Annotated in this window: 27 protein-coding genes; 8 read left to right on the top strand and 19 right to left on the bottom strand. The window is 71.9% G+C overall.

What is annotated here, in order from left to right; all coding sequences use genetic code 11:
• Positions 1 to 4 precede the first annotated feature (4 nt).
• The 9 genes from ASD10_RS02105 to ASD10_RS02145 all read right to left on the bottom strand — a co-directional run bounded on the left by ASD10_RS02105 (position 5) and on the right by ASD10_RS02145 (position 10,722).
• Positions 5 to 877: an aldose 1-epimerase family protein gene (locus ASD10_RS02105; protein ID WP_162248816.1), complete on the bottom strand. Its 873-nt coding sequence runs from the start codon at positions 875 to 877 to the stop codon at positions 5 to 7.
• A gap of 2 nt (positions 878 to 879) precedes the next feature.
• Positions 880 to 1,500, bottom strand: coding sequence for an LON peptidase substrate-binding domain-containing protein (locus tag ASD10_RS02110; RefSeq protein WP_197984332.1), 621 nt, complete (start codon positions 1,498 to 1,500; stop codon positions 880 to 882).
• A gap of 49 nt (positions 1,501 to 1,549) precedes the next feature.
• The gene (locus ASD10_RS02115) at positions 1,550 to 2,371 is read right to left on the bottom strand and encodes an ABC transporter ATP-binding protein (protein ID WP_056603920.1); all 822 of its coding nucleotides are present in this window, start codon (positions 2,369 to 2,371) and stop codon (positions 1,550 to 1,552) included.
• Entirely contained in the window at positions 2,368 to 3,411 is a 1,044-nt protein-coding gene (locus tag ASD10_RS02120) for an iron chelate uptake ABC transporter family permease subunit (protein ID WP_056603923.1), read from the bottom strand. The genes ASD10_RS02115 and ASD10_RS02120 overlap by 4 nt, the downstream gene beginning before the upstream one ends.
• Entirely contained in the window at positions 3,411 to 4,463 is a 1,053-nt protein-coding gene (locus ASD10_RS02125; RefSeq protein WP_056603926.1) for an iron ABC transporter permease, read from the bottom strand. Before ASD10_RS02125 ends, ASD10_RS02120 begins: the two co-directional genes overlap by 1 nt.
• A gap of 70 nt (positions 4,464 to 4,533) precedes the next feature.
• Positions 4,534 to 5,070, bottom strand: coding sequence for a VanZ family protein (locus ASD10_RS02130; RefSeq protein WP_235501900.1), 537 nt, complete (start codon positions 5,068 to 5,070; stop codon positions 4,534 to 4,536).
• 95 nt (positions 5,071 to 5,165) lie between these two features.
• On the bottom strand, positions 5,166 to 7,352 hold the full coding sequence (locus ASD10_RS02135) for a 3-hydroxyacyl-CoA dehydrogenase NAD-binding domain-containing protein (RefSeq protein WP_056603929.1): 2,187 nt from the start codon (positions 7,350 to 7,352) through the stop codon (positions 5,166 to 5,168).
• 45 nt (positions 7,353 to 7,397) lie between these two features.
• Complete coding sequence (locus ASD10_RS02140; RefSeq protein ID WP_056603933.1) at positions 7,398 to 8,615, bottom strand: acetyl-CoA C-acetyltransferase; 1,218 nt, start codon at positions 8,613 to 8,615, stop codon at positions 7,398 to 7,400.
• Between the two features lie 124 nt (positions 8,616 to 8,739).
• The gene (locus ASD10_RS02145; RefSeq protein WP_157432409.1) at positions 8,740 to 10,722 is read right to left on the bottom strand and encodes a collagen binding domain-containing protein; all 1,983 of its coding nucleotides are present in this window, start codon (positions 10,720 to 10,722) and stop codon (positions 8,740 to 8,742) included.
• Between the two features lie 81 nt (positions 10,723 to 10,803).
• Between ASD10_RS02145 and ASD10_RS02150 the strand changes: the two genes are divergently transcribed.
• The gene (locus ASD10_RS02150; protein ID WP_056603939.1) at positions 10,804 to 11,520 is read left to right on the top strand and encodes a MerR family transcriptional regulator; all 717 of its coding nucleotides are present in this window, start codon (positions 10,804 to 10,806) and stop codon (positions 11,518 to 11,520) included.
• A 3-nt stretch (positions 11,521 to 11,523) separates the two neighbouring features.
• On the opposite strand, the gene ASD10_RS02155 is transcribed toward ASD10_RS02150, so the two are convergent.
• The 3 genes from ASD10_RS02155 to ASD10_RS02165 form a co-directional block, all read right to left on the bottom strand.
• On the bottom strand, positions 11,524 to 11,856 hold the full coding sequence (locus ASD10_RS02155) for a hypothetical protein (RefSeq protein WP_056603942.1): 333 nt from the start codon (positions 11,854 to 11,856) through the stop codon (positions 11,524 to 11,526).
• A gap of 64 nt (positions 11,857 to 11,920) precedes the next feature.
• Positions 11,921 to 13,063, bottom strand: coding sequence for an acyl-CoA dehydrogenase family protein (locus ASD10_RS02160; protein ID WP_056603945.1), 1,143 nt, complete (start codon positions 13,061 to 13,063; stop codon positions 11,921 to 11,923).
• Entirely contained in the window at positions 13,060 to 14,259 is a 1,200-nt protein-coding gene (locus ASD10_RS02165; protein ID WP_056603947.1) for a CaiB/BaiF CoA-transferase family protein, read from the bottom strand. Before ASD10_RS02165 ends, ASD10_RS02160 begins: the two co-directional genes overlap by 4 nt.
• A 101-nt stretch (positions 14,260 to 14,360) precedes the next feature.
• Here ASD10_RS02165 and ASD10_RS02170 point away from each other — a divergent pair, with 101 nt between their 5' ends.
• Both ASD10_RS02170 and ASD10_RS02175 read left to right on the top strand, forming a co-directional pair.
• Positions 14,361 to 15,209 (top strand): alpha/beta fold hydrolase, encoded by an 849-nt coding sequence (locus ASD10_RS02170; RefSeq protein WP_200938112.1) that lies wholly within the window; start codon positions 14,361 to 14,363, stop codon positions 15,207 to 15,209.
• Positions 15,185 to 16,264, top strand: a complete 1,080-nt coding sequence (locus ASD10_RS02175; RefSeq protein WP_056603950.1) for an FAD-dependent oxidoreductase — start codon at positions 15,185 to 15,187, stop codon at positions 16,262 to 16,264. Before ASD10_RS02170 ends, ASD10_RS02175 begins: the two co-directional genes overlap by 25 nt.
• Here ASD10_RS02175 and ASD10_RS02180 read toward each other — a convergent pair.
• From ASD10_RS02180 to ASD10_RS02205, 6 genes are read right to left on the bottom strand one after another with little or no spacing between them, the layout of a single operon-like run.
• Positions 16,212 to 16,505, bottom strand: coding sequence for a YciI family protein (locus ASD10_RS02180; RefSeq protein ID WP_056603951.1), 294 nt, complete (start codon positions 16,503 to 16,505; stop codon positions 16,212 to 16,214). The genes ASD10_RS02175 and ASD10_RS02180 overlap by 53 nt on opposite strands.
• Before the next feature lie 12 nt (positions 16,506 to 16,517).
• Entirely contained in the window at positions 16,518 to 17,555 is a 1,038-nt protein-coding gene (locus ASD10_RS02185; RefSeq protein ID WP_056603954.1) for an alpha-hydroxy acid oxidase, read from the bottom strand.
• On the bottom strand, positions 17,552 to 18,298 hold the full coding sequence (locus ASD10_RS02190; RefSeq protein WP_056603957.1) for an amino acid ABC transporter ATP-binding protein: 747 nt from the start codon (positions 18,296 to 18,298) through the stop codon (positions 17,552 to 17,554). Before ASD10_RS02190 ends, ASD10_RS02185 begins: the two co-directional genes overlap by 4 nt.
• On the bottom strand, positions 18,298 to 19,149 hold the full coding sequence (locus tag ASD10_RS02195) for an amino acid ABC transporter permease (RefSeq protein ID WP_056603961.1): 852 nt from the start codon (positions 19,147 to 19,149) through the stop codon (positions 18,298 to 18,300). The genes ASD10_RS02190 and ASD10_RS02195 overlap by 1 nt, the downstream gene beginning before the upstream one ends.
• Positions 19,146 to 20,039 (bottom strand): ABC transporter substrate-binding protein, encoded by an 894-nt coding sequence (locus tag ASD10_RS02200; RefSeq protein WP_056603964.1) that lies wholly within the window; start codon positions 20,037 to 20,039, stop codon positions 19,146 to 19,148. The genes ASD10_RS02195 and ASD10_RS02200 overlap by 4 nt, the downstream gene beginning before the upstream one ends.
• 55 nt (positions 20,040 to 20,094) lie before the next feature.
• Complete coding sequence (locus ASD10_RS02205) at positions 20,095 to 21,099, bottom strand: adenylate/guanylate cyclase domain-containing protein (RefSeq protein WP_056603967.1); 1,005 nt, start codon at positions 21,097 to 21,099, stop codon at positions 20,095 to 20,097.
• An 80-nt stretch (positions 21,100 to 21,179) separates the two neighbouring features.
• Between ASD10_RS02205 and ASD10_RS02210 the strand changes: the two genes are divergently transcribed.
• Positions 21,180 to 21,722: a PadR family transcriptional regulator gene (locus ASD10_RS02210; protein ID WP_056603970.1), complete on the top strand. Its 543-nt coding sequence runs from the start codon at positions 21,180 to 21,182 to the stop codon at positions 21,720 to 21,722.
• Here ASD10_RS02210 and ASD10_RS02215 read toward each other — a convergent pair.
• On the bottom strand, positions 21,695 to 21,937 hold the full coding sequence (locus tag ASD10_RS02215) for an SCO4848 family membrane protein (RefSeq protein ID WP_056603973.1): 243 nt from the start codon (positions 21,935 to 21,937) through the stop codon (positions 21,695 to 21,697). The two genes, ASD10_RS02210 and ASD10_RS02215, sit on opposite strands and share 28 nt — an antisense overlap.
• 26 nt (positions 21,938 to 21,963) lie before the next feature.
• Here ASD10_RS02215 and ASD10_RS02220 point away from each other — a divergent pair, with 26 nt between their 5' ends.
• From ASD10_RS02220 to ASD10_RS02230, 4 genes are read left to right on the top strand one after another with little or no spacing between them, the layout of a single operon-like run.
• A complete protein-coding gene (locus ASD10_RS02220) occupies positions 21,964 to 23,982 on the top strand; it encodes an NADPH-dependent 2,4-dienoyl-CoA reductase (protein WP_056603977.1) in 2,019 nt (672 codons plus the stop codon).
• Positions 23,983 to 23,990: 8 nt separating this feature from the next.
• Positions 23,991 to 24,137 (top strand): hypothetical protein, encoded by a 147-nt coding sequence (locus ASD10_RS18600; protein ID WP_157432410.1) that lies wholly within the window; start codon positions 23,991 to 23,993, stop codon positions 24,135 to 24,137.
• Between the two features lie 47 nt (positions 24,138 to 24,184).
• On the top strand, positions 24,185 to 24,532 hold the full coding sequence (locus ASD10_RS02225) for a hypothetical protein (RefSeq protein WP_056603980.1): 348 nt from the start codon (positions 24,185 to 24,187) through the stop codon (positions 24,530 to 24,532).
• A gap of 25 nt (positions 24,533 to 24,557) precedes the next feature.
• On the top strand, positions 24,558 to 25,082 hold the full coding sequence (locus ASD10_RS02230; protein ID WP_056603985.1) for a DUF1697 domain-containing protein: 525 nt from the start codon (positions 24,558 to 24,560) through the stop codon (positions 25,080 to 25,082).
• Positions 25,083 to 25,147 lie beyond the last annotated feature (65 nt).

The raw sequence follows: 25,147 nt of genomic DNA on the forward strand, positions 1-25,147 counted from the left end.
CGCCCTACGGGAGCAGCGGGTCGATCCGGTACGACGCGGCCAGGCGACCACCCGCGGGGATCATCACGACGCCCGGCTTGTCGCGCAGCTCGCCCGCGAAGTCGATCGGCGCGGCGCCACCGACGCACGGCTCGAGGCACAGCAGGTCGGCACCGTCGGGGCGTGACCAGACGACGAAGACGTCGAACACGTCGTCCCACGTCATGCGCAGGCCCCGGCCCGACGGGGCCAGGTAGCGCAGCCCGCGGCTCACGACGCGGTCCATCACGATCGCGTCGGGTGCGAACAGCGCCGGGTCGAGCCTCAGCGTCGAACCGTCGAACGGCGACGGCTGGTCGCCCGGGAGCACCAGGGTGTGGTCGAGACGGCGGATCGGCGCCGGCTCGGGCGCGTCGAACACCACGACGTGATCGGTCTTGGCGGCGCCCTCCTCGAGGGGCCACGCGAAGGCGGGGTGCGAGCCGATCGAGACCGGCATCGCGCGGTCGTCACCCGTGTTGCGCACCTCGTAGGTCGTGGCGAACCCGTCGTCGTCCACCGCGTAGTGCGCCGTCAGCTCGAAGGCGAACGGGAACCGCTCGCGGGTCTCGTCGCCGTCGCGCAGCACGAGGGTCGCCGACGACTCGTCCGACGTCACGACGTCCCACTCCAGGTCGCGCGCGAAGCCGTGCTGCGTCAGCGGGTGGGTGCGGCCGTCGACCGTGATCGTGTCGTCGGGCACGCGACCGACGATCGGGAACAGGATCGGCGCGTGCCGGCGCCACGCCTCGCCGGCCTGCCAGAGCAGCTCGTGGCCGTCGGGCGCCCGCAGCGAGTGCGGCTCGGCCCCGTGCTCGGAGATCTCGACCGTCGCCCCGGCGCCCCTCAACGTCAGCACGGTCAGAGCCCCCTGGCGTCGTAGGTCTCGCCGGCGTCCTGCGTCGCGGCGAAGATCGCGTCGACCAGCTCGCGGGCCGTGCGGCACCGCAGCAGCTTCATCTGGTCGAGCGGTCCGAGCGGCGCGATCGCGGCGAGCTGCCACAGCGCGTCGACGGGGTCGTCGCTGAGCTGGACGGTGGGCGACCACGCGAGGTCGTCGAACTCGCTGGCCCGCGACAGCGTCCGCCGCACGAGACCCTCGGTCTGGTCGAAACGCTCCTGCAGCTCGTCGTCCCACTCCAGCGGCGGCAGGTCGCGCACGCGCGCCCGGGGATACGGGTCCTCGGACGACCACTCGACGACCTCGATGCGCCGCGTGCCCTCGCCCAGCAGCGCCAGGTAGCCGTCGGCGACCTTCAGCTCGGCGACCTGTGCGATCGTGCCGACGTCGAAGCGCTTCTCGCCGCCGCCGACCTCCTGGCCCCGCTCGATCAGCACGACGCCGAACTCGGCCGGTCCGTCGGGAAGGAGGTCCTGCAGCATCTGCAGGTACCGGGGCTCGAAGACCCGCAGGGGCAGTGGCATGGCCGGGAACAGCACCGAGCCCAGCGGGAACATCGCGATCTCGGCACCGTCGTCCATGCCGCCATCCCATCACGCGGCGGCGCCACGGCAACCCGACGTGGTCGGATCAGGCCAGCGTCCGGACGACCTCGGGCCGTGCGTGGTGCCGGCCCCGCGGGACGATCAGGGGCGTCCCGCTGACCGGATCGGGCACGACCTCGCAGGCCAGGCCGAACACCTCGGTGACGGTCGCCGCGTCGATGACGTCGCGCGGTGCGCCCTCGGCCACGATCGCGCCGCCCTTCATCGCGATGATGTGGTCGGCGTAGCGGCAGGCCAGGTTGAGGTCGTGCAGCACCAGCACGACGGTCTTGCCCGACTGGCGGTTCAGGTCGGTCAGCAGGTCGAGCAGCTCGACCTGGTGGTTGATGTCGAGGTACGTCGTGGGCTCGTCGAGCAGCAGCAGGTCGGTGTCCTGCGCCAGCGCCATCGCGATCCACACCCGCTGGCGCTGGCCGCCCGACAGCTCGGCGATGTCGCGGTGCTCCAGATCGGTCGTGCCGGTCGCCTCGAGGGCTGCCGCGACCGCGACGTCGTCCTCGGCGCTCCAGCGCCGGAACCACCCCTGGTGCGGGTAGCGTCCGCGACCCACGAGGTCGCCGACCGAGATGCCGTCGGGGGCGACGGGCGTCTGGGGCAGCAGGCCCAGCACCTTGGCGACGTCGATGCTCCTCATCTCCTGCACCGACGTGCCGTCGAGCGTCACCTGCCCGCCGCGCGGCGTCAGCAGCCGCGCCAGGCCCCGCAGGAGGGTCGACTTGCCGCAGGCGTTGGCCCCGACGATGACCGTGATGCGTCCGTCGGGGATCTGGACGTCGAGGTCGCGGACGACGTCGGTGTCGCCGTAGGCGAGCGTGAGGTTGTCGGCGCGCAGGTCGTGAGAGGTCATCCGCCGCGTCCTTCCCGGTTGACGGTGGCGAGGAGCCAGATGAGGTAGGGGGCGCCGATGATGCCCGTCACGACACCCGTCGGCAGCGGGGTCGGCAGCGCCTGCTGGGCGACGAGGTCGGCGCCGAGGACGATGACCGCGCCGACCAGCCCGGCCGTCAGGATGCCGCCGGCCGATCCCGTCAGCCGCTGCGCGATCGGGCCGGCGATCAGGGCGACGAACAGGATGGGGCCGGCCACCGCCGTCGAGAAGCCGATCAGGACGATAGACAGCGCGATCAGCACGAGGCGGTTGCGCTCGACGCGCGAGCCCAGCGCGGTCGCGGTGTCGTCGCCGAGCTCGAGGGTGCGCAGCGGGCGCTCGAGCACGAGCGCCAGGGGGATCACGACGACGACGGCGACCAGCAGCGTCCGCAGCTCGCCGGCACCCGACTGGCCGATCGTGCCCGCCAGCCACGTCATCGCCTGGCGCGCCTCGTACAGCTCGGCGCGCGAGACGATGTAGCCGATGATCGCGACCATGAAGTTCGAGACGCCGATGCCGATCAGGACGAACCGGTAGCCCGTGATGCCGTCGCGCCAGGCCAGGACGTAGATCAGCAGGGCGGTCAGCAGCGCGCCGAGCAGCGCCGAGCCGGAGACCGCGGAGCTGCTGGCGTCGAACAGCACGATCGACGACACCGCGAACAGGCTCGCGCCCGACGAGACGCCCACGAAGTCGGGCGACGCCAGCGGGTTGCCCAGCAGCTTCTGGAAGATCACGCCCGAGAGGCCCAGTGCCAGCCCGACGGCCACGCCCGACGCGGCGGTCGGCAGCCGCAGGTCGCGCACGATGAAGTCGGTCGTGGGGTCGTCACGCAGCCCGAGCACCGAGGTGATGACGTCGATCGGCGAGACGTAGTAGCTGCCGAGCATCATCGTGAGCACGAACAGGCACGCGACGACGAGCAGCAGCGCGGCCGTCACGACCGTCGCCCGCCGGCGACGCTGACGGCGCCCGCCGCGGACGGTGGGGACGTCGAGGCTCGTGGGGGTCTCCATCACAGCTCCGCGAGGTTGCGGTAGCGGACGAGCAGGACGAACGCCGGCGCACCGATCACGCCGATCACGACGCCGACCTGCAGCTCACCGGGCGAGACCACGACGCGTCCGACGATGTCGGCGGCCAGCAGGACGACCGGGGTCAGGAACAGGGAGTACGCCAGGATCCAGCGGTAGTCGGGTCCGCAGATCATCCGCGCCAGGTGCGGCACGACCAGGCCGACGAAGACGATCGGTCCGCACGCCGCGGTGGCCGCACCGCACAGGACCGCGACGGTCACGAACATCACGATGCGGGTCAGGCGCACCCGCTGGCCGAGCGCCACCGCGAGGTCCTCGCCGAGGGCCAGCCCGTTCAGGGCGCGGCCCGTGCCGAGCGCCACCAGCAGGCCGACGACCAGGAACGGCAGGGTCTGCCACAGGACCGGGAAGTAGCGGCCGGCCAGCGACCCGACCTGCCAGAACCGCAGCTCGTTGAGGGCCGAGACGTTGGTCATCACGATCGCCGACGTGATCGACGACAGGATCGCGGTGACGGCGGCACCCGCGAGCGCCAGCTTGACCGGCGTCGCCCCCTCGCGTCCGAACGACGCGATGCCGTAGACCGTCACGGTCGCCACGCCGGCACCGACGAAGGCGAACCACACGTAGGTGCTGACCGACTGGGTGCCGAGCACCATGATGCCGAAGACGATGAAGGCTGCCGCGCCGGCGTTGATGCCCATGATGCCGGGATCGGCGAGCGGGTTGCGGGTCACGCCCTGCAGGATCGCGCCGCTGAGCCCCAGCGCCGCGCCGGCGACGATGCCGATCAACGTCCGAGGGACCCGCAGCTCGCGGATGACCGTCTCAGCGGCGTTGCCCGGGTCGTAGTCGGTGAACGCCTTCCAGATCGTCGACAGCCCGACGCCGCGGGCCCCCATCGTGATGCTGAAGAAGCACACCACGGCCAGCAGACCGATCAGCGCGACGAGCCCGGCCGACAGCGCGGCCCGCGACCGATGGGTCGGACGCTGCTCGCCGGCGGGCGCGGAGCGATCGAGGAGGGTCATGACGCCCCACCGTAACTTAGGCGAGCCTCACCAATCCACCACGTCTTCGTCACACGTCGCTCGGCCCGGGTCAGGCGTCGGGGGTCCAGCGGAACCGGTCGACGAGGGGCGCGGCCCCCGGGACTCTCACCAGCAGCACCAGCGCCCCGAGGCCGATCGCGGCACCGGCGACGTTGAAGATCAGGTCGTTGACGTCGGCCAGGTGACCGCCGCCCAGCAGGTTGCCGGTGAGGAACTGCGTCAGCTCGATGGCCGCGCTGATCGCCGTGGAGACGACGATCACGCGCCACCACGGCGGGCGTGCCATGAGTAGGTGGACGAGGATCCCGACGGGCACGAAGACCACGATGTTCGTCACCGCGTCGTTGACCTCGTAGTCCGTGAACGGGGTGACGTACACCTTCCATGCGCTGTGGTGGCGGGGAGCGTCCAGGAAGATCGGGAAGACGGTGTTGGCGACGATGCCGGCGGCGTACACGCAGAGCGCCACGGCGACGGCGGCGCGCGGCGCCGTGAGCCGGCCGCGCCGTGCGAGCCGCCACAGCAGGAACGCCATGGTCGCTGCGGCGACCGGGACGACGATCGGGAGCATCGGGACCTGGCGCATCACGGCGCCGACCCTACTCGACCCCGTGGACGCACGACGCCCCCGGAACCGGCAGGTCTCGGGGGCGTCGTGACGGGTGGGTCAGCCGTACGTGCTCAGGCGTAGATCTCGCCGTTCTTGGCCTTCTCGAGCAGCGAGGCCGGCGGGGTGAACCGGTCGCCGTATTTCTGCGCCAGCTCCTGCGCGCGAGCCGTGAAGGCCTCGACGCCGATCGAGCCGTCGGCGGCCTCGTAGCCGTTGACGTACTGGATCGCGCCACCGTGCAGGGCCGGGAAGCCGATGCCGAAGATCGAGCCGATGTTCGCGTCGGGCACCGACAGCAGTCCCTCGTCGAGGCACTTGATCGACTCGATGCTCATGATGAACGTCAGGCGCTCCTTGAGGTCCTCGAACGACGGCTGCTCGTCGGCGATCGGGAACTGCTCGGCCAGACCGCTCCACAGCCCCTCGCGCTTGCCGTCGACGTACTCGTAGAAGCCCGCGCCCTTGAGGCGGCTCGGGCGGCCGAGCTCGATCATCGTGTCGATGACCTTCTCCGACGCGCTCTCGGGCCATGCCTGGCCGGCCTCCTCGGCGGCGGCCTTCGACTCGTTGCGGATCTTGACCATCAGCTCGAGGTTGAGCTCGTCGCTGAGCTGCAGGACCGGCGCCGGGAAGCCGGCCTGGGTCGTGGCCCGCTCGATGCTGACGGGCGAGACGCCCTCGCCGAGCATGCCGACGCCCTCGTTGACGAACGTGCCGATGACGCGGCTGGTGTAGAAGCCGCGGCTGTCGCCGACGACGATCGGCGTCTTCTTGATGGCCTTGGTGTAGTCGATGACGCGCGCGATGGCCTCGTCGGACGTGTCCTTGCCGGCGATGATCTCGACCAGCGGCATCTTGTCGACCGGCGAGAAGAAGTGGATGCCGATGAAGTCCTCGGGACGGTCGACGCCGTCGGCCAGGATCGTGATGGGCAGGGTCGACGTGTTGGAGCCGAGCAGCGCGTCGGCGTTGACGACCTTCTGCACCTCGCCGAACACCTCGTGCTTGAGCTTGACCGACTCGAAGACGGCCTCGACGACGAAGTCGCAGCCCTCGAGGTCGGCGTAGTCGTCGGTCGGCGTGATGAGCGCCAGCAGGGCGTCGGCCTTCTCCTGCGTCAGGCGGCCGCGCGACACGGCCTTGTCGACGATGCCCTGGCTGTAGGCCTTGCCCTTCTCGGCGGCCTCGAGCGAGATGTCCTTCAGCACGACCTGCATGCCGGCCTTGGCCGAGACGTACGCGATGCCCGCGCCCATCATGCCGGCGCCGAGGACGGCGACCTTCTCGGCCTTCGTGGGCGCGATGCCCTCGGGGCGCGACTTGCCGGCGTTGATCGCGCCGAGGTCGAAGAAGAAGGCCTGCGTCATGTTCTTGAACTGCTGGCCCACGATCAGCTCGACCAGGTAGCGCGACTCGATGCGCGTCGCGGTCTCGAAGTCGACCTGCGAGCCCTCGACCGCCGCGCTCATGATGTTGCGCGGCGCCTTGTAGAGCGCGCCCTTGGTCTGCTTGCGCAGGTTGGCCGGGAAGGCCGGCAGGAACGCGGCGAACTTGGGCGTCGACGGCGTGCCGCCGGGGATGCGGTAGCCCTTGCGGTCCCAGGGCTGGGTCGCGGCCTCCTCGTTGCCGGCGTTGGCCTCGATCCAGGCCTTCGCGGCGGGGATCAGCTCGTCCTGCGTCGCGACGACCTCGTCGACGAGGCCCTCGGCGAGCGCCTTCGACGGCTTGAGCTGCTGGCCCTGGAGCAGGAACTTCATCAGCGCGTCGGAGATGCCGAACATGCGGACCGTGCGGGTCACGCCGCCGCCACCGGGCAGCAGGCCCAGCGTCGCCTCGGGCAGGCCGATCGAGTAGCCGCCGTCGACCGCGATGCGGTGGTGGGCCGCCAGCGCGATCTCGAGGCCACCGCCCAGCGCGGCACCGTTGATCGCCGCGACGACCGGCTTGCCGGACGTCTCGAGCGTGCGCAGGGTCGCCTTGATGGCCTCGACGTTGGCGAACAGCGCCTCGGCGTCGGCCGGCGTCGCCTTCGTCATGAGCTTGAGGTCGCCGCCGGCGAAGAAGGTCTTCTTGGCCGAGGAGACGATGACGCCCGTGACCGAGTCCGGGTCGTCGGCGATCTGCTGGACGAGCCGGTCGACGGCCGCGGCCATCGAGTCGGCGTAGTCCTGGTTCATCGTGTTGGCGCTCTGGTTGGGATCGTCCAGGACGAGGTTGACGATGCCGCCCTCGGCCTCGTATCGCACTGCTTCGGTCATGGGTGTGTCTTTCTGGTCAAGAAGAAGGAGGGTGAGGGGAGGAGGTCAGCGAAGACGCTCGACGACGGTGGCGATGCCCATGCCGCCGCCGACGCACAGCGTCGCGAGGCCGTAGCGCTGGTCGCGACGCTCGAGCTCGTCGACCAGGGTGCCGAGGATCATCGCGCCGGTCGCACCCAGCGGGTGGCCCATCGCGATCGAGCCGCCGTTGACGTTGGTCTGGTCGTGCGGGTAGCCGCCGAGGTCCTTCATGAGGCGCAGGGCGACGGCCGCGAAGGCCTCGTTGATCTCCAGCAGGTCGATGTCGCCGATGCTCAGCCCGGCGCGCTCCAGCGCCTTGAGGCTGGCCGGGCCGGGGCCCGTCAGCATGATCGTGGGCTCGGAGCCCGACACGGCGGCCGAGACGATGCGGGCGCGGGGCTTGAGCCCGTGGCGCTCCCCGGCGGACTCGTTGCCGATCAGCACGAGGGCGGCACCGTCGACGATGCCCGAGGAGTTGCCGGCGTGGTGGACGTGGTCGATCTTCTCGACCCAGTGGTACTTCTCGAGCGCGACGGAGTCGAAGCCGCCCTGGTCGCCGATCTGCGCGAACGAGGCGGGCAGCTTGCCGAGGCTCTCGGCCGTCGTGCCCTCGCGGACGAACTCGTCGTGGTCGAGGATCGTCAGGCCGGAGGCGTCCTTGACCGGGATGACGGAGTTGGCGAAGTAGCCGTTGGCGATGGCCTTGGCGGCCCGTGCCTGCGACTCGGCGGCGAACGTGTCGACGTCGTGGCGGCTGTAGCCCTCGATCGTCGCGATCAGGTCGGCACCGATGCCCTGCGGCACGAAGTCGGTGTCGAACGACGTGCGGGGGTCCATGGCCCACGCGCCACCGTCGGATCCCATCGGAACGCGGCTCATCGACTCGACGCCACCGGCGAGGATCAGGTCCTCCCAGCCGGAGCGCACGCGCGCCGACGCCTGGTTGACGGCCTCGAGGCCCGAGGCGCAGAAGCGGTTGAGCTGCACGCCGGCGACGGTGTCGGGCAGGCCCGCGGCCAGAGCCGCGGTCTTGGCGATGTCGCCGCCCTGGTCGCCGACGGGAGAGACGCTGCCGAGGACGAGGTCCTCGATGCCGTCGGTGTCGAGCGTGGGGTTGCGCTTGCGCAGCTCGTCGACCAGACCGGTGACCAGCGAGATCGGCTTGACCTCGTGGAGCGATCCGGTCTTCTTGCCGCGACCGCGCGGCGTACGGATGGCGTCGTAGACGAAGGCCTCGGTCATAACGGATTCCTTAGAGATGAGTCCCGCAGGTGTGGATGGAGAACAGGTGCCGTCGCGAGGGCGGCACTGTTGATTGTGACACCAACACTGTCAAAGTCCAAGGGTCGGGGTGATGTGCCGCAGGTCACCCGCGCCGGGGGCGGGCCGCGACCACCGCGACGGCCCCGGCGGTCGTGAGGGCCAGCCCCAGCAGCGGGAGGGCGAGCGAGGGGCCGCCCGAGTCGGGCAGCACGGCGCCGTCGTCGGGGGCGCTGCCGCCGTCGTCGTCGGGCGTCGGATCGGCGGCCGGGTCGGAGGGATCGTCCGGCACGGGGACGACCGGGTCGGACGTCGCGGGGTCGGTGACGAACGCGAAGTCCTGGCCCGTGAGGTCCTCGCCCGCCACCGTGATCGTCACGCTGCGCGCCGCACCACCGCTCGTGCCGGCCGGTGCCGCGACGGTCACCCGGTAGGTGCCGGGGGTCAGGGCGCCGAGCCCGAACGTGCCCTCGGCGTCCGTCGTCACCGTGGCGCCGGCGGCGCCCCCGGGGCCGACCGTCACGACGGCGCCGGGCAGGGGGCGGCCGTCGAGCGTCACGGTGCCGGCGACGGAGCCCGTCGCCGCGACCCGGGTGAGGACGACGTCCTGGTCCGGCACGTCGGCCGTGCCGACCGTGACGGGCGACGTCGCGGGGGTCTGGTAGCCCGCCGGCGGGTTCGGCACCGCGAGCACGTAGCCGCCCGCCGGGACGCGCGGCAGGGCGTAGGTGCCGTCGGCGGCCGTCACCGCCCGGTAGGTGGACCCGCCGCCGGTCAGCTCGACCGTCACACCCGCCACCGGGCCGTCGGGCCCCTCGACGACGCCGCTGACGGTCGGCAGGGCCTGCAGCACGAAGTCCTGGTCGGTGACCGGCGTCGTCGCGCCCGCCGGGACCGTGGCCGTCCGGTCGGGGGCGGACAGGTAGCCGGACGGCGCGGTGACCGCGATCGTGTAGTCGGCGGCGTCGGCGTTGTCCTCGAAAACGTAGCGCCCCGCCACGTCGGTCGTGGCGGTGCGGGACGGTCCGCCGGCCACGGGCGTCAGCGTCACCGTCACGCCCTCGAGGGGACCGGACACGGCGCGCACCTCACCGGTGATCGGCACAGGCACGGCCTGCCGCACCGAGAAGTCGGTCACGGCGTCTCCCGCCCTCAGGTCGATCGCGCGGCTGCTGGGGCTCGTCACGAGGCAGGTCGCAGGGACGCCCGACAGCGCGACCCGGTAGCCGTCGCTGGCGGCCACGCCGTCGAAGGCGTAGGTGCCCGACGCGTCGACCGACCGCGTCGCCACGACGGCGCCCGACGCGTCGACGAGCGAGACCGTCGCGCTCGCGAGGGAGCACGTGCCGGTCGTGACCGCGACGGTTCCCGACACGTCCTGCTTCGTGACGGCGAACCACGTCTGGAGGATCGGGAGCCCCGCGCGGCGGGTGAACGTGAACGTCAGCGTGCGCAGCGACGTGGTGGGCTCGAACCAGCCGGTCGCCCCGTCGGAGTCGACCGCGGCGTCGTTGCCCCGCAGGGTCGCCGTCGCCGGGTCCCACGTCGGGACGTCCTTGGGTCGACCCGTGTCGGAGCAGACGCTGCTCGGCCGGGGCGTCGTGTCGCACAGGTTGAAGGCGCTGCGGAAGCCCAGGTCGGCCGTCGTCGCGGCGGTCCCGTCGGCGCGCGTCGCCGAGACCCGGACCTGGTCGGCGTCGACGTCGCCCAGCACGACGGTCCAGCCCTGCGGGGTCGGACGGTCGAACGTGTAGGTCGTCGTCGACGGGGACGACGCGTTGTCGGCCCTGGGCCGCAGGTTGAGGTACGCCTGGTCGCGGCTCGACCCGTACCGCTGGCCCGGCGGGGTGCTCGCGCCGAACCAGTTGGTAGCCCCCGAGGGCAGGGCGACGTCCGCGCGCGAGTCGGACGCGACCGTGGCCTCGGGGAAGCCGAGCGCCGGCAGCTGCATCGTCGTCGCGTAGTCGTTCGTCGACCCCGTCAGCGGCCCCCACTGGGCGAAGCCCGTCGTGGTCGCCGCGGTGGCCGCGACGGCCGATCCCGCCAGCAGTACCGCCATCGCCGCCGCCAGCACACCAGAGCTGCGCATCGTCTCTCCGCCCCCCGAAGCTCCCGAGCTCCGAGCCTAACCTCGTCGGCGCCGGTGGGCCCGTGGAATAAGGTCGGACCCATGACGACGACCCCGGCCGAGACCATGAGCGTCGAGCAGCTCGCGTCGCGCGTCGGCATGACGGTGCGCACCGTGCGGTTCTACGCCGGTCGCGGACTGATCCCGCCGCCGCGCCGCGAGGGACGCAACGGCTTCTACGGCCCCGACCACATCGCCCGGCTCGAGCTCGTCCGCGAGCTGCAGGGCCACGGCTTCACCCTGTCGGCGATCGAGGGCTACCTCGAGAACATCCCGGCGGGCGCGACGCCCGAGCAGGTCGCCCTGCACCGCACCCTGCTGGCACCGTGGATGGCCGATCGTCCCGAGGAGCTCGACCGCGCGTCGCTCGAGCTGCGCGCCGGACGCCCGCTCACCGATGACGACCTCGAGCGGCTCATCGCCCTCGGCGTCGTCGAGCCGACGCCCACCGAGGACGTCTTCCAGGTCGCCCCCGCCCACCTGGCGGTCGGCATCCAGTTCATCGAGACCGAGATGCCGATCGAGGTCGCGCTGGCGGCCCGCAAGATCTTCGACGAGGCCGGCCGTTCGGTCGCTCGCGAGATCACCGAGGTGTTCAAGACCATGTGGTGGCCGACGCTGCGCTCGTCGGGCCGACCGCCCGAGGACATCATCGCCCTGGTCGAGCGCTTCAAGCCCCTGACGGTGCAGGCCCTCGTGACGGCGTACGAGACGGGCGTCGACGAGGCGAAGCGCGAGACGGTGCGCCGCCGGAGCTGAGGCTCAGGCGGTGTCGGGGCCGTCCATCAGACGGCGGGTGATCGCCGTGACGTCGCGATCGAGGGCGTCGACCCGGTGCTCGATGCGGTCGAGGCGCCGCTCGACATGCTCGAACCGCTTGTCGACCTGCTCGAACCGCTTGTCGACCTGCTCGAACCGGCGATCGACCTGCTCGAACCGGCGATCGACCTGCTCGAACCCGGCGGTCATGATCGCGGTCAGTGCGGCGAAGCGGGCGTCGAGGTTCTGGCCGAACAGGCGCACCAGGATGGCCATGAACGCCAGCATGAACGTGAACATGCCGCCGATCGTGGTCCAGGTCTGCGCGTCGTTCATGCGTCAAGGATAGGCACGGCCCCCGACGTCCGGAAGGGGTCGAGGGCCGTGCTGTGGACGCGCGTCAGATGCCGAGTCCGCGTCCGACGATCTCCTTCATGATCTCGGTCGTGCCGCCGTAGATCGTCTGGATGCGGGTGTCGAGGTACGCCTTGGAGATCGGGTACTCGCTCATGTAGCCGTAGCCGCCGTGCAGCTGCAGGCACTGGTCGGCGACCTTCTTCTGCAGCTCGGTCGTCCACCACTTGCCCATCGCGGCGTCCTCGACCGTCAGGGTGCCCTCGTTGAGGCGCGTGATCGACTCGTCGACGAACACCTGCGCGATCTGCGTCTCGGTCTCGAGCTCGGCCATCGTGAAGCGCGAGTTCTGGAACGAGCCGATCGGCTTGCCGAAGGCCTTGCGGTCCTTGACGTACTCGAGCGTCATGTCGACCATCCGGCGGCACGCGGCCGCGGCCACGACCGAGATCGACAGGCGCTCCTGCGGCAGCTTCTCCATGAGGTAGATGAAGCCGTGGCCGGCCTCGCCCAGCAGGTTGGTGCGGGGCACGCGCACGTCGTCGAAGAACAGCTCGGCGGTGTCCTGCGCCTTGAGGCCGATCTTGTCGAGGTTGCGACCGCGCTCGAAGCCCTCGGCGCCCCGCTCGACCACGATCAGCGAGAAGCCCATCGCACCGGCGGAGGGATCGGTCTGGCACACCACGATCACGAAGTCGGCGTTGATGCCGTTCGTGATGAACGTCTTGGAGCCGTTGATGACGTACTCGTCGCCGTCGAGCACCGCGGTGGTCTTGATGCCCTGCAGGTCGGACCCCGTGCCGGGCTCGGTCATCGCGATCGCGGTGATCATCTCGCCGCTGCAGAACTTCGGGAACCAGCGCGCCTTCTGCTCCTCGGTCGCGTGCGACAGCAGGTAGCCCGACACGAGGTCGGTCTGGATGACGAAGCCGATGCCGCTGGCGCCGATGCGGGTGATCTCCTCGGTCAGGATCGCGTTGTAGCGGAAGTCCGTGACACCGCCCCCGCCGTGCTCCTCGGGCATCATGAAGCCGAGCAGGCCCATGTCGCCGGCCTTGGTCCAGATCTCGCGGGGGACGATCGAGTCCTTCTCCCACTGGTCGTGGTGCGGGGCGATCTCCTTCTCGCAGAAGGAGCGGACGGTGTCGCGGAACGCGTCGTGGTCGGAGTCGAAGATCGTGCGCTTCATGAGGTGCCCTTCGTAGGAGTGGTCGTGTCTCGGGGGGCCTGCACGGCGACGCCGTCGGCGATGAGCTGGTCGACGTCGGCGACGCCCCAGGCGGCGAGCGCCTCGGCCGTGCTGGCACCCGCGGTCTCCGGTGCCGTCGTCAAGGTGGCGGGGGTCGCCGAGAACCGCGGAGCCGGTGCCGGCTGGGTGAGCCCGTGGTGCTCGACGTACGTGCCGCGCGCGACGTTGTGCGGGTGCTCGTACGCCTCGGTCAGGCTCAGCACGGGAGCGACGCACGCGTCGGTGCCGTCGAACACGTCGACCCACTCGGCCCGCGTGCGGCTCGCGAAGGTCGAGGTCAGGGTCTCGCGGAGCTCGTCCCACCGGCCGATGTCGTACTGGCCCGGCAGGTCGACCCCCAGGCCCTCGACGAGCGCGGCGAAGAACTGCGGCTCGAGCGGGCCGACCGACATCCACTGCTCGTCGGACGTCTCGAAGACGTCGTAGAAGGGGGTGCCGGTGTCGAGCATGTTGGTGCCGCGACGGTCGCTCCAGCCCCCCGACTGCTGCATCGCGACGATCATCGACATCAGGTGCGCCGTGCCGTCGGTGATCGCGGCGTCGACGACCTGGCCCTCGCCGGTCGAGCGCGCGTGCGTCAGCGCCGCGAGCAGGCCCGTCACGAGGTAGAGCGATCCGCCCGCGAAGTCGCCGACGAGGTTGAGGGGCACCTGGGGCGGTCCGCCGGCCCTGCCGATCGCGCCGAGGGCGCCGGCGACCGCGATGTAGTTGATGTCGTGGCCGGCCGCCTGCGCGAGCGGTCCGTCCTGCCCCCAACCGGTCATGCGCCCGTACACGAGGGCGGGGTTGCGGGCGTGGCAGTCGGCGGGGCCGAGGCCCAGACGCTCCGTGACGCCGGGGCGCAGGCCCTCGATCAGGATGTCGGCGGACGCCACGAGGTCGAGGACCGTCTCGACGCCGCGGGGGTTCTTCAGGTCGATCGCGACCGACGGACGGCCGCGACCCAGGATGTCCTTCTCGGCGGGCCCCAGCTGCAGGGCGTTGCCGCCGGGCCGGTCGACGCGGATCACGTCGGCGCCCAGGTCGGCCAGCAGCATCGCCGCGAACGGTCCGGGCCCGATGCCGACGAGCTCGACGACGCGGACTCCGTGGAGGGGTCCGGACGCGGAGGGGGCGGACTGCGCTGGAATCGTCACACCACTATTGTGACAGTAGTGCTGTCACGGTTGCAAGTGGCCCGTTCACCGTGACGTCCGGACGCGTGACACATCCGCATACCGTCAGTATCTTGATGCGCATGCTCTCCGAACTGTCCTACACGCGCAAGGGATCCGGCGAACCCCTGGTCCTCATCCACGGCATCGGCCACCGGCGACAGGCGTGGGACCCCGTCCTCGAGACGCTCGCGCAGTCGTACGACGTCATCGCGGTCGACCTCGCCGGCTTCGGCGAGTCGCCGGCCTACCCGCTGCAGGCCGCGTACGACATGGACAACGCGTGCGACAACCTGAGCGACAACTTCGCCGCGTGGGGGGTCGACCGGCCGCACGTCGTCGGCAACTCGCTCGGCGGTGCGATCGCCCTCGAGCTGGGCGCCCGGGGGCTCGCCCGATCGGTCACGGCCCTGAGCCCGGCGGGATTCTTCGGCACCGTCAACCGCCTGCAGACCCTGGTGCTGCTGGTCCTCCTGCGCGTCACCAGCCAGCTCCCCGCGTCGGTGCTGCGCTCGGTGTCGCGGTCGTCCGCCGGACGGCGTCTGGCGGGCAGCTCGCTGTACGCGCACCCCGAGCGGTTCACCGCCGCACAGGTCTACGGCGATGCGCTGGCCCTCAAGCACTGCCACGGCTTCGAGCGGACGATCGTCAAGGGCGTCACCTACTCGTTCCGCGAGCACCTCGACGTCCCCACGACGATCGCGTGGGGCACGCGCGACCTGATCCTGCCCTACAGCTCGTCGGCGATCGCCCAGGAGCGCCTGCCCGAGGCGCGGCACGTCGCGCTGCCGCACTGCGGGCACGTGCCGATGGTCGACGACCCGGCGCTGGTCGTGCGGGTCGTGCAGAACACGACCGCCGAGGCCGACGCCGGAATGGCGGCCGACGCAGCGGCGTTGAGCCGGACGTGGAGATCCTCGACAGCGTCGTGATCGGAGCCGGCCAGGCCGGCCTCTCGACGTCGTACCACCTGGCCCGCCGCGGCATCGAGCACGTCGTGCTCGACGGCGACGACGGCCCCGGGGGCGCGTGGCAGCACCGGTGGGACGCGCTGACGATGCACGACGTCCACGGCGTCGCCGACCTGCCGGGCGCCCGGGTCCCCGACCGCGCGGGCGCCGAGCGGGCCAACCGGTTCGTCCCGTCGTACTTCGCCGCCTACGAGGCGCGCTTCGAGCTGCCGGTCGTGCGGCCGGTGCGGGTCGCGCGGGTCGACGACGCGGAGGGCCTGCTGCGCGTGGCGTCGGCCGACGGACGCTCGTGGACGACGCGGACGCTCGTCAATGCGACCGGCACCTGGACGCGCCCCTTCGTCCCGCACGTCCCCGGCATCGCGGCGTTCGCCGGGGAGCAGCTGCACACCGTCGACTACCCCGGCCCCGAGCACTTCCGCGGCCGGCGGGTCGTCGTCGTGGGCGGCGGCGCGTCGGCGGTGCAGTTCATCGGCGCCCTCGCGCCGATCGCCGACACCGTGTGGGTCACGCGCCGCGCGCCGGTGTGGAACGACCGCGACTTCACCCCCGAGGTGGGCCGCGAGGTCGTCGCGAAGGTCGAGGAGCGGGTGCGGCTGGGGCTCCCGCCCCGCAGCGTCGTCAGCGTGACGGGCCTGCAGCTGCGCGAGCAGGAGCGCGAGGCCGAGCGGCTCGGCGCCTACGCCGACCCGCGCCCGATGTTCACGACGATCGAGCCCGAGGGCGTGCGGTGGGCCGACCGGTTCGAGCGTGCCGACGTGATCCTGTGGGCGACGGGCTTCCGCCCCGCGGTCGAGCACCTCGCCCCGCTGCACCTGCGGGGTCCGCTGGGCGGCATCCGGCTCGACGGGACGACGGCGGTGGCCGATCCGCGCGTGCAGCTGGTCGGGTACGGGCCGTCGGCCAGCACGATCGGCGCCAACCGTGCCGGGCGCACCGCGGCGCTGGCGGTGCGCGACCGGCTCAGACGCGCTGCGCCAGCCGGCCTGACACGGTCTGCCACTGGCGCACGCTGACCTCGGCCACCAGGCCCTCGACGACGAACGGGTCGGCGTCCGTCAGCGCCACGGCGTCGGCCTCCGAGTCGGCCTCGAACACCAGCAGCGCCCCGCCCTCGCCGCCGACGTAGGGGCCGGACAGGGCGAGCTCACCCCGCCCCGTCAGCTCGGCGAGGTAGGCGCGGTGGGCCGGACGCGTGGCGTCGCGGGCCGCGTCGGAGTCGGCGACGTAGCGGTAGGTCGTGGCGAAGAGAGGCATGCACCCAGCGTGTCAGGTCGGGCGACGGGCGACGTGCGACGCGTCCAGATCGTGGGCACGCGGGCACCCGAGCAGGCCCAGCGTCCCGTCGAGCTCGTCGACGAGCTGCTCCAGCACCCGGCGCGCTCCCGCCTCGCCCTCGCACGCCAGGCCCCACAGGACCGGTCGCCCGACCATCACGGCGTCGGCGCCGAGCGCCAGCGCCTTCGCGGCGTCCCAGCCGCGGCGGACGCCTCCGTCGACCAGCACGTCGAGTCGCCCGTCGACGGCCTCGACGACCGGACCGAGGGCGTCGGCCCCCGACAGCACGGTGTCGAGCTGACGACCGCCGTGGTTCGACACGACGATGCCCGCCACGCCGGCGTCGACCGCGCGGACGGCGTCCGCGGGGTTCAGGACGCCCTTGAGGACGACCGGCAGGCCGCTGGCCTCGCCGAAGGCCGCGACGTCGTCCCACGACAGCGACGGATCGTGCATCGCGTGCCGCTCGGCCAGCGAGCGCGGGCCCGCGAGACCGTCGACGAACGGCGGGTGGCTCAGCGTGAAGCCGGACCGCTCGGTGCGCTCGCGACGACCGCCGAACGGGAAGTCGACCGTGATGACGAGGGCCTCGTAGCCCCCCTCGCGGGCTGCCGCGACGAGGTCGTGCGACAGGCCGCGGTCGCGGTAGACGTACAGCTGGAACCAGCGGTCGGCCGGCCCGGCGGCCGCCGCGACCTGCCGGGGGTCGGTCGTGGTCTGCGACGACAGCACCATGATCGAGCCGGTGGCCGCGGCCGCGCGCGCCGTGCCGGTCTCGCCGTCGGGGTGCGCCTCGAGCTGGTACGCCATGGGGGCGACGAGGAACGGGTGGGGACGTTCGCGCCCCAGCAGCGTGACCGACGTGTCGCGGTGCTCGACGCCGACCAGCACGCGCGGGAGCAGCGCGAACCGGTCCCATGCCGCGACGTTGTCGCGCAGCGTGACCTCGTCGCCCGCGCCGCCGGCGAAGTAGCCGTGCGCGCCGGGGCCGAGCAGCTCGGCCGCCCGGGCCTCGAAGTCGTGGGTCACGGCAGGTGCCGGGCCAGGAACTCCGCCGTGCGCGGGCTGCGGGGTGCCGTGAAGATCTGCTCGGGCGGGCCCGACTCCTCGATGCGACCGTCGGCCATGAACACGATGCGGTCGGACACCTCGCGGGCGAACGTCATCTCGTGCGTCGCCATGACGATCGTCATGCCCTCGGTCCGCAGGTCGCGGATGACGTCGAGCACCTCGCCGACCAGCATCGGGTCGAGCGCCGACGTGATCTCGTCGAGCAGCAGCAGCCGGGGCTGCATCGCGATCGCCCGCACCAGGGCGACCCGCTGCTGCTGGCCGCCCGACATCGCGTCGGGGTAGGCGCCGGCCCGGTCGGCCAGCCCGATGCGCTCGAGCAGGGTGTGCGCGCGGGCGCGGGCCGTCTCGCGCGACTCGCCACGCGACCTCACGGGGCCCAGCACGATGTTCTGCTCGACCGAGAGGTGCGGGAACAGGTTGTAGGCCTGGAAGACGATGCCGATGTCGCGCCGGACCGCGTCGACGTCGACGCGCGGATCGGTGATCTCGCGACCGTCGAACCAGATGTCGCCGTCGTCGACCTGCTCCAGCAGGTTGAGGCACCGCAGCAGCGTCGACTTGCCCGAGCCGGAGGCGCCGATCAGGCACACGACCTCGCCCTCGGCGATCTCGAGCGAGACGCCCTTGAGCACCTCGTGGTCGCCGAACGACTTGCGCACGGCGTCGGCGCGGAGCACGCCGGTGCCACCCTCGGTCATCAGATTCCGTTCTCGCGGCGCAGCGAGCGCACCGTCAGGTAGTCGGTGAGCCGCGCCAGGGGGATCGTCGCGACGATGAAGAAGCACGCCGCGACGACGTAGCCCGTGAACGCGAACGTGCGGCCCGCGTCGACCTGCGCGACGCGCAGCGCCTCCACCAGGCCGATGATCGACAGCAGGGCGGTGTCCTTCTGCAGCGACACGAAGTCGTTGAGCAGCGGGGGCGTGACGCGACGGACGGCCTGCGGCAGCACGATGTGGCGCATCGTCTGTGCGTACGACAGCCCGAGGGCCCGACCACTGGCCCACTGCGTCGGGTGGACCGACAGGATGCCGGCGCGCAGCACCTCGGCGACGTACGCCCCGTAGCAGAGGGTCAGCGCGATGACGCCCAGCCAGAACAGGCTCGTCGGGGTGCCCGCCAGGTCGAGCGCCGGCACGCCGAAGCCGATCAGGAAGACCACGAGGATCGTCGGCGTCCCGCGGAAGACGTCGGTGTAGACGACTGCGAGGAGCTTGACGGGTGCCAGCGCGGGCGACGGCACGACGCGGATGATCGCGACCGTGATCGCCACGACGAGGATCAGCACCTCGGCGACGAGGAACAGCCGGATGTTGAGCCAGAACGCCTCGGCGACGTCGGGCAGGACGGCCTTCGCGTCGCCGACGTCGAAGTACGTCTGCCGGACGCGGTCCCAGCCCGGGGACTGCAGCACCACGACGGCGAGGCCGCCCAGCACGACGAGCGTCGACACCACCGCCACCGCGGCCCGCGAGCGGGCACGGCGGCGGCGGTAGGCGTCGCGCTCGAGCTGGCGCCGGCTGACACCGGCGCCCGCGGGTGACGTCACTTGAGCTCGGGCACGTCGGTGGCCTGCGTCAGCCACTCCTTCTCGAGCGCGGCGAGCGTCCCGTCGTCGGCCAGGGCGTCGACGGCGAGGCTGACGCACGGCGTCAGGGCGCTGTCCTTGGCCAGCAGCAGGCCGAACTTCTCGGACTCGCCCGTCGTGGGCTGGAACTGCCCGACGATCGTGGCGCCGTCGAGCTCGGCGGACGTCAGGTAGTACGCCGACGGCAGGTCGGCGACGACGGCGTCGACCTGGCCGTTCTGCAGGGCCTGCGCGGCCTTGGTCGTGTCGTCGTAGACCAGGGGGTCGGACGAGGGGGCGATCTGCTTGATCGCCTCGAGGGACGTCGTGGCGACCTGGGCGCCGAGCTTGGCGTCCTTGAGGTCGGCCAGCGTCGTCGCACCGGCGAACGACGAGTCCTTCAGCGTGATGATCGCCTGCGCGGCCGAGTAGTACGGCGACGAGAAGTCGACGGCCTTGGCGCGGTCGGCCGTGATCGAGAACTGGTTGATGTCGACGTCGAACGACTTGGTGCCGGCCTGGACGGCCTGGTTGAAGCCCGCCTTGACCCACGTGACGTCGTCCTTGGCGAAGCCCAGCTTGTCGGCGACGGCGTAGGCGACGGCCCCCTCGAAGCCCTTGCCGTTGGTCGGGTCGTTGTCGACGAACCACGGCTCGAAGGCAGGATCGTCGGTCGCGATCGTGAACGTGCCGGACGTCAGCAGCGGCAGGTCGGCGGGCTTGCAGTCGGACAGCGACGTGGCGGCCTTCGCCGCGTCCGCCGTCGAGTCGCTGCCGGAACCGCCGTCGGAGTCGGCGGGAGCGCAGGCCGCGGTGAGCGCGAGGGCCAGTGCCGCGAGCGCGGTCAGGCCGCGGGAGGAGGAGATGAACATACGGAGAATCGTAGTCTCCGGCCACCGCCCCGGGTCGCGCAGTTCCAGAAGGTGATCAGTCGCCCCGGTCACCCCGCGAGCGGGGTCGCTTGAGCGCCCACGGCTCGAGGTGCTCGTAGCCCTTGACCGACGTGCGGCGGGTGCGACGCAGCCGGTAGTCGTCCGCCCGCTCCCGCAGCCTCTCGGCCAGGTCGGCGTCGACCAGGACGCGACCCGGTCGCGCGATCGACGTCAGGCGCGAGGCCAGGTTGACCGTCGGCCCGAAGACGTCGCCGAGCCGGGCCAGGACGGGTCCGTGCGCCGTGCCGACGCGCACCTCGGGGAACCGGTCGTCGACCTCGGCCCGCTCGACCAGCAGCAGCGCCAGGTCGGCGGCCGCGAACGGGTCGTCGACGGTGTAGAGCACCTCGTCGCCGATGGTCTTGACGACCTGGCCGCCACGCTCGACCACCAGGTCGGTCACGACCCGCTCGAACCACTCGACCATCTCGCCCAGCGCCCGCGTGCTCATCTGCCGGCTGCGCGACGTGTAGCCCACGATGTCGACGAAGCCCACGGTCGTCGAGGACGTCGCACCGTTGGCCGATCCGCGCAGCGCCATGCGGCTGGCCGTCGCGAGCAGGTGCCGGCGCCAGATGTAGCCCTGCACCTCCTCGACCATCGGGATGACCTCGGTCAGCACCTCCAGCGGCGGGTCGTCCTCGCCGTCACCGCCGCTCAGCGACGCCAGCAGCAACCGGGTCTGCCAGTCGGCGAGCCGCGAGAACGAGCGACCCATCGACCGCACGAACTGCGGCATGCGCTCGGGCTCGACGACGCCGAGCTCGGTCAGGCGGCGGGTGATCCGCAGCGCCTCGACGTCGGCGGGCGTGAACGCGACGACTCCCGGGCCGACCTCGGAGAAGCCCAGGTGCCGCCACATCGTGACGGCGTCCTCGAGCTCGACGCCGGCCGCCTCGGCGACCTGCTCCTGGGTCAGCGAGGGCGCGTCGTCAAACAGGTAGGCCGTCGCGACGTCGATCAGCAGGCCCGGGTCGAAGGCGGGCTCGTCAGCGGTCATCGCCAGATGCTATCCCGTCGCCGCCGCCTGCGCGTATGCAACCAGTTGCACATCTGAGGTCGTCGTACTACCGTCCCGGCATGGCCCTCGAGCACGCGATCCTCGTCTCGCTCGCCGAGCGCGCCGCCTCCGGCTACGACCTGGCCCGGCGCTTCGACGCTTCGATCGGCCACTTCTGGAAAGCCAGCCACCAGCAGATCTACAAGGTGCTCGGCCGCATGGAGGCCGATGCCTGGGTCGTCTCCGAGCTCGTGCCGCAGGACGGTCGCCCCGACAAGAAGGTGTACGTCATCACCGCGGCGGGCCGCGACGAGCTCGCCCGCTGGGCGTCGACGACGACCCCGCCCGAGCACCTGCGCAGCGAGTTCGCGGTCAAGCTGCGCGCCCTGCCGTTCGGCGACGCCGCCGCGATCGTCGACGACGTCCGACAGCGCCGGCGTCACCACGAGGCGCAGCTGGCCTACTACCGCGACAGCGCGGCCCGGTTCTACCCGGACCCCGCGTCGCTGCCGACGGACGAGCTCGGCGGGTGGCTGGTCCTCCGCGGCGGCATCCTCGGCGAGGAGACCGGCATCGCGTGGTGCGACGAGATCCTTCAGCGGCTGGGCGGGACCGAGCGGTGAGCGCGCACGCCCACGACCAGCACGCCGACGCCGATCAGGAACGCCGTCACGATCAGCACCGCGTGCACCCAGAAGAACGGCTGCGGCGTGCTGTGCCAGTGCTCGCCGGCCCACGCGCGGTCGTCGTCGGCGATCGCCTTGGCGAAGCGCGGCCAGATCACGACGTTGAACACGCCCGCCACGACGAGGAACTTGGCCGCGGTCTTCGAGATCACCCGGCCATCCCATCACAGGAGCCCACATGAGCCCGTATCCCCACCTGCTGGAGCCGCTCGACCTCGGGCACACGACGCTGCGCAACCGCGTCGTCATGGGATCGATGCACACCGGCATGGAGGACCGCGCCCGGCACCTCCCCGAGCTCGCGGCCTACTTCGCCGAGCGCGCCAAGGGCGGCGTGGCCCTGTCGGTGACGGGCGGCTACGCGCCCAACTGGCACGGCTGGCTGCTGCCGTTCGGCTCGCAGATGACGTCGCGCCGGTTCGCCGACAAGCACCGGATCGTGACCGACGCGGTGCACGAGCACGACGGCAAGATCGTCATGCAGCTGCTGCACGCGGGCCGCTACGGCTACCACCCGTTCAAGCGGGCCGCGTCGTCCAAGCCGTCGCCCATCACCCCGTTCGGCCGCCCCAAGGCCATGACCACCCGCGAGGTCGACCGGACGGTCGACGACTTCGCGGCGTCCGCGGTGCTGGCCCGTCGCGCCGGCTACGACGGCGTCGAGATCATGGGGTCGGAGGGCTACCTGATCAACCAGATGCTGACGGCCCGCACCAACGACCGCACCGACCGCTGGGGTGGCAGCGCCGGGAACCGCATGCGGTTCCCGGTCGAGGTCGTCGAGCGGGTGCGCGAGGCCGTCGGGGCCGACTTCATCGTGATGTACCGGATGTCGCTGCTCGACCTCGTCGACGACGCCCAGAGCTGGGACGAGACCGTCGAGCTCGCCCGACGCGTCGAGGCCGCGGGCGTCTCGATCATCAACACCGGCATCGGCTGGCACGAGGCCCGCATCCCGACGATCGTCACGTCGGTGCCGCGGGCGGCGTTCTCGTGGGTCACCGGCAAGCTGCGGCCCGAGGTGACGGTGCCGGTCGTGGCGTCGAACCGCATCAACACCCCCGAGGTCGCCGAGGAGATCCTGGCGTCGGGGCAGGCCGACCTGGTGTCGATGGCCCGGCCGCTGCTGTCCGACCCCTACTTCGTGCAGAAGGCCGCCGAGGGCCGCGCCGACGAGATCAACACCTGCATCGCGTGCAACCAGGCGTGCCTCGACCACACGTTCAAGAACCAGCGGGCGAGCTGCATGATCAACCCGCGGGCCGGCCACGAGACGACGCTGGTGCTGTCGCCGACCCGCGCGGCCAAGCGCGTCGCGGTCGTCGGGGCCGGGCCGGCGGGGCTCGCGGCGGCCGCCGAGCTCGCGGGACGCGGTCACGACGTCGAGCTGTTCGAGGCGCTGCCCGAGGTGGGCGGCCAGTTCCGGCTCGCGATGCAGATCCCGGGCAAGGAGGAGTTCAGCGAGACGGTCCGCTACTTCTCGCGCCGCCTCGAGCTCGGCGGTGTCGCGCTGCACCTCGGCACCCGGGTCACGGCCGACGACCTCGTGGGCTTCGACGAGGTCGTGGTGGCCACCGGCGTCGTCCCGCGGATCCCCTCCATCCCGGGGATCGACCACTCGTCGGTCGTCGACTACCAGCAGGTGCTGCGCGATCGCGTGCCCGTCGGGCGCACCGTCGCGGTCGTCGGCGCCGGCGGCATCGGCTTCGACGTCGCGGAGTTCCTGCTGCACGAGCCCCACGAGTCGGTCGAGGAGTGGATGCGCCGCTGGGGCGTGACCGATCCGGCACTCGAGCGCGGCGGACTCGCGACCAAGGCGAAGGCACCGGCGAAGCGCCGGGTGCACCTGCTGCAGCGCAAGACGACCGAGCTGGGCAAGGGGCTCGGCAAGACGTCCGGGTGGGTGCACCGCCAGACGCTCAAGGACGCCGACGTCGAGATGCTCAAGGGCGTGACCTACGACCGCATCGACGACGCGGGCCTGCACGTCACGGTCGCCGGCGACGTCCCCGAGCAGCGCGTGCTGGCGGTCGACACGATCGTGCTGTGCACGGGCCAGGACTCCGTCCGCGACCTCGTCGAGCCGCTCGAGTCGCGCGGCGTGACGGTGCACGTGATCGGCGGGGCGGACGTCGCGGCCGAGCTCGACGCCAAGCGCGCGATCAAGCAGGCGACAGAGCTCGCCGCGACGATCTAGGCTGCACCATGATCACCGCTCTGATCGTCCTGGCCGTCGTCGTCGGAATCGTCGGACTCGTGGCTCTCACGGGCCGCTCCGGTGCCGGGGGGCTCTCAGGTCCGGACGACCGCCGCGACCACACCCCGCCCCACCCCGGCGGCCAGGGGCGCTGACGTCCGAAACGCCCCGAGACAGGTCGTCCCCGCGCTACGGTCCCCCCGTGACCGGCACCCGCACGTCCCGCTCCGGCACCGCCGTCGCGTGGGTCCTGTACGTCCTCCAGGTGCTGGGCTCGGCGCTCCTCGCCCTGCTCGCGATCACGTCGGTCTTCATGACCGACTCGTGCGGCAGCGTCAGCGCGGCCGACGAGCCCGCCGTGTGCGACACGTCGTACTTCGGAACGGTGCTGTTCGGGTACTGGATCGCGCTCGCCGTGCTGCTGGTGCTCGTGCCGATCGCGATCGTCCGGTCGTCCCGGCGGGGGCAGGCGGCCTGGGTGCGCGCCCTCGGCGGGCTCGTGCTCGCCGGAGCGCTGACGGTCCTGTTCGTCGTGCTGATGGTCCGCTGACCGCGTCGCCGGTGATACTGGCCCCATGGCCACCCGCATCGTGCTGCTCCGCGCCGTCAACGTCGGCCCGGCCCAGCTGCCGATGGCCGACCTGCGGGCGATCGCGGCCGACCTCGGGGCGACCGACGTCCGCACGTACATCGCCTCGGGCAACCTGGTCGCCGACGTGCCGGGCGACCCGGCGGTGTTCGACCGGGCCCTCGAGCAGGCCGTCGAGCAGCGGTTCGGCTTCTTCCGCGACGTGATCTCCCGGACGCCCGACCAGGTCCGCTCCGCGCTGAGCGCCCACCCGTTCGAGGTGGTCGAGCCGAAGTACTCCTACGTCACCTTCCTCGCGGGCGAGCCGACGGCCGACGCGCTCGAGAAGGCCCGCTCGTTCGAGACCCACGACGACCGGTGGGACGTCGTCGGCGCCGAGATGCACGTCCGGTACGCCGACGGCGCGGGACGCCCGCAGATGAAGGCCGACGCGATCGGCCGCGCGCTCGGTGTCGCCGGCACCGCGCGCAACCTCAACACCGTCCGCAGGCTCGTCGAGCTCGCGGGCTGATGCCCGGCATGCCCCCGCGACGACGGGGTACCTGCCGGCCATGACCCCACTCCGCACGGGACGGT

The sequence above is a fragment of the Aeromicrobium sp. Root472D3 genome (assembly GCF_001426485.1).
Lineage (GTDB): Bacteria > Actinomycetota > Actinomycetes > Propionibacteriales > Nocardioidaceae > Aeromicrobium.

What these genes read in the sequence shown, in the direction of transcription:
- ASD10_RS02110 (WP_197984332.1), bottom strand. Translation starts at nt 1,500, where the DNA reads ATGGACGACGGTGCCGAGATCGCGATGTTCCCGCTGGGCTCGGTGCTG.
- ASD10_RS02115 (WP_056603920.1), bottom strand. Translation starts at nt 2,371, where the DNA reads ATGACCTCTCACGACCTGCGCGCCGACAACCTCACGCTCGCCTACGGC.
- ASD10_RS02120 (WP_056603923.1), bottom strand. Translation starts at nt 3,411, where the DNA reads ATGGAGACCCCCACGAGCCTCGACGTCCCCACCGTCCGCGGCGGGCGC.
- ASD10_RS02125 (WP_056603926.1), bottom strand. Translation starts at nt 4,463, where the DNA reads ATGACCCTCCTCGATCGCTCCGCGCCCGCCGGCGAGCAGCGTCCGACC.
- ASD10_RS02130 (WP_235501900.1), bottom strand. Translation starts at nt 5,070, where the DNA reads ATGCGCCAGGTCCCGATGCTCCCGATCGTCGTCCCGGTCGCCGCAGCG.
- ASD10_RS02135 (WP_056603929.1), bottom strand. Translation starts at nt 7,352, where the DNA reads ATGACCGAAGCAGTGCGATACGAGGCCGAGGGCGGCATCGTCAACCTC.
- ASD10_RS02140 (WP_056603933.1), bottom strand. Translation starts at nt 8,615, where the DNA reads ATGACCGAGGCCTTCGTCTACGACGCCATCCGTACGCCGCGCGGTCGC.
- ASD10_RS02145 (WP_157432409.1), bottom strand. Translation starts at nt 10,722, where the DNA reads ATGCGCAGCTCTGGTGTGCTGGCGGCGGCGATGGCGGTACTGCTGGCG.
- ASD10_RS02150 (WP_056603939.1), top strand. Translation starts at nt 10,804, where the DNA reads ATGACGACGACCCCGGCCGAGACCATGAGCGTCGAGCAGCTCGCGTCG.
- ASD10_RS02155 (WP_056603942.1), bottom strand. Translation starts at nt 11,856, where the DNA reads ATGAACGACGCGCAGACCTGGACCACGATCGGCGGCATGTTCACGTTC.
- ASD10_RS02160 (WP_056603945.1), bottom strand. Translation starts at nt 13,063, where the DNA reads ATGAAGCGCACGATCTTCGACTCCGACCACGACGCGTTCCGCGACACC.
- ASD10_RS02170 (WP_200938112.1), top strand. Translation starts at nt 14,361, where the DNA reads ATGCTCTCCGAACTGTCCTACACGCGCAAGGGATCCGGCGAACCCCTG.
- ASD10_RS02180 (WP_056603951.1), bottom strand. Translation starts at nt 16,505, where the DNA reads ATGCCTCTCTTCGCCACGACCTACCGCTACGTCGCCGACTCCGACGCG.
- ASD10_RS02190 (WP_056603957.1), bottom strand. Translation starts at nt 18,298, where the DNA reads ATGACCGAGGGTGGCACCGGCGTGCTCCGCGCCGACGCCGTGCGCAAG.
- ASD10_RS02200 (WP_056603964.1), bottom strand. Translation starts at nt 20,039, where the DNA reads ATGTTCATCTCCTCCTCCCGCGGCCTGACCGCGCTCGCGGCACTGGCC.
- ASD10_RS02205 (WP_056603967.1), bottom strand. Translation starts at nt 21,099, where the DNA reads ATGACCGCTGACGAGCCCGCCTTCGACCCGGGCCTGCTGATCGACGTC.
- ASD10_RS02210 (WP_056603970.1), top strand. Translation starts at nt 21,180, where the DNA reads ATGGCCCTCGAGCACGCGATCCTCGTCTCGCTCGCCGAGCGCGCCGCC.
- ASD10_RS02220 (WP_056603977.1), top strand. Translation starts at nt 21,964, where the DNA reads ATGAGCCCGTATCCCCACCTGCTGGAGCCGCTCGACCTCGGGCACACG.
- ASD10_RS18600 (WP_157432410.1), top strand. Translation starts at nt 23,991, where the DNA reads ATGATCACCGCTCTGATCGTCCTGGCCGTCGTCGTCGGAATCGTCGGA.
- ASD10_RS02230 (WP_056603985.1), top strand. Translation starts at nt 24,558, where the DNA reads ATGGCCACCCGCATCGTGCTGCTCCGCGCCGTCAACGTCGGCCCGGCC.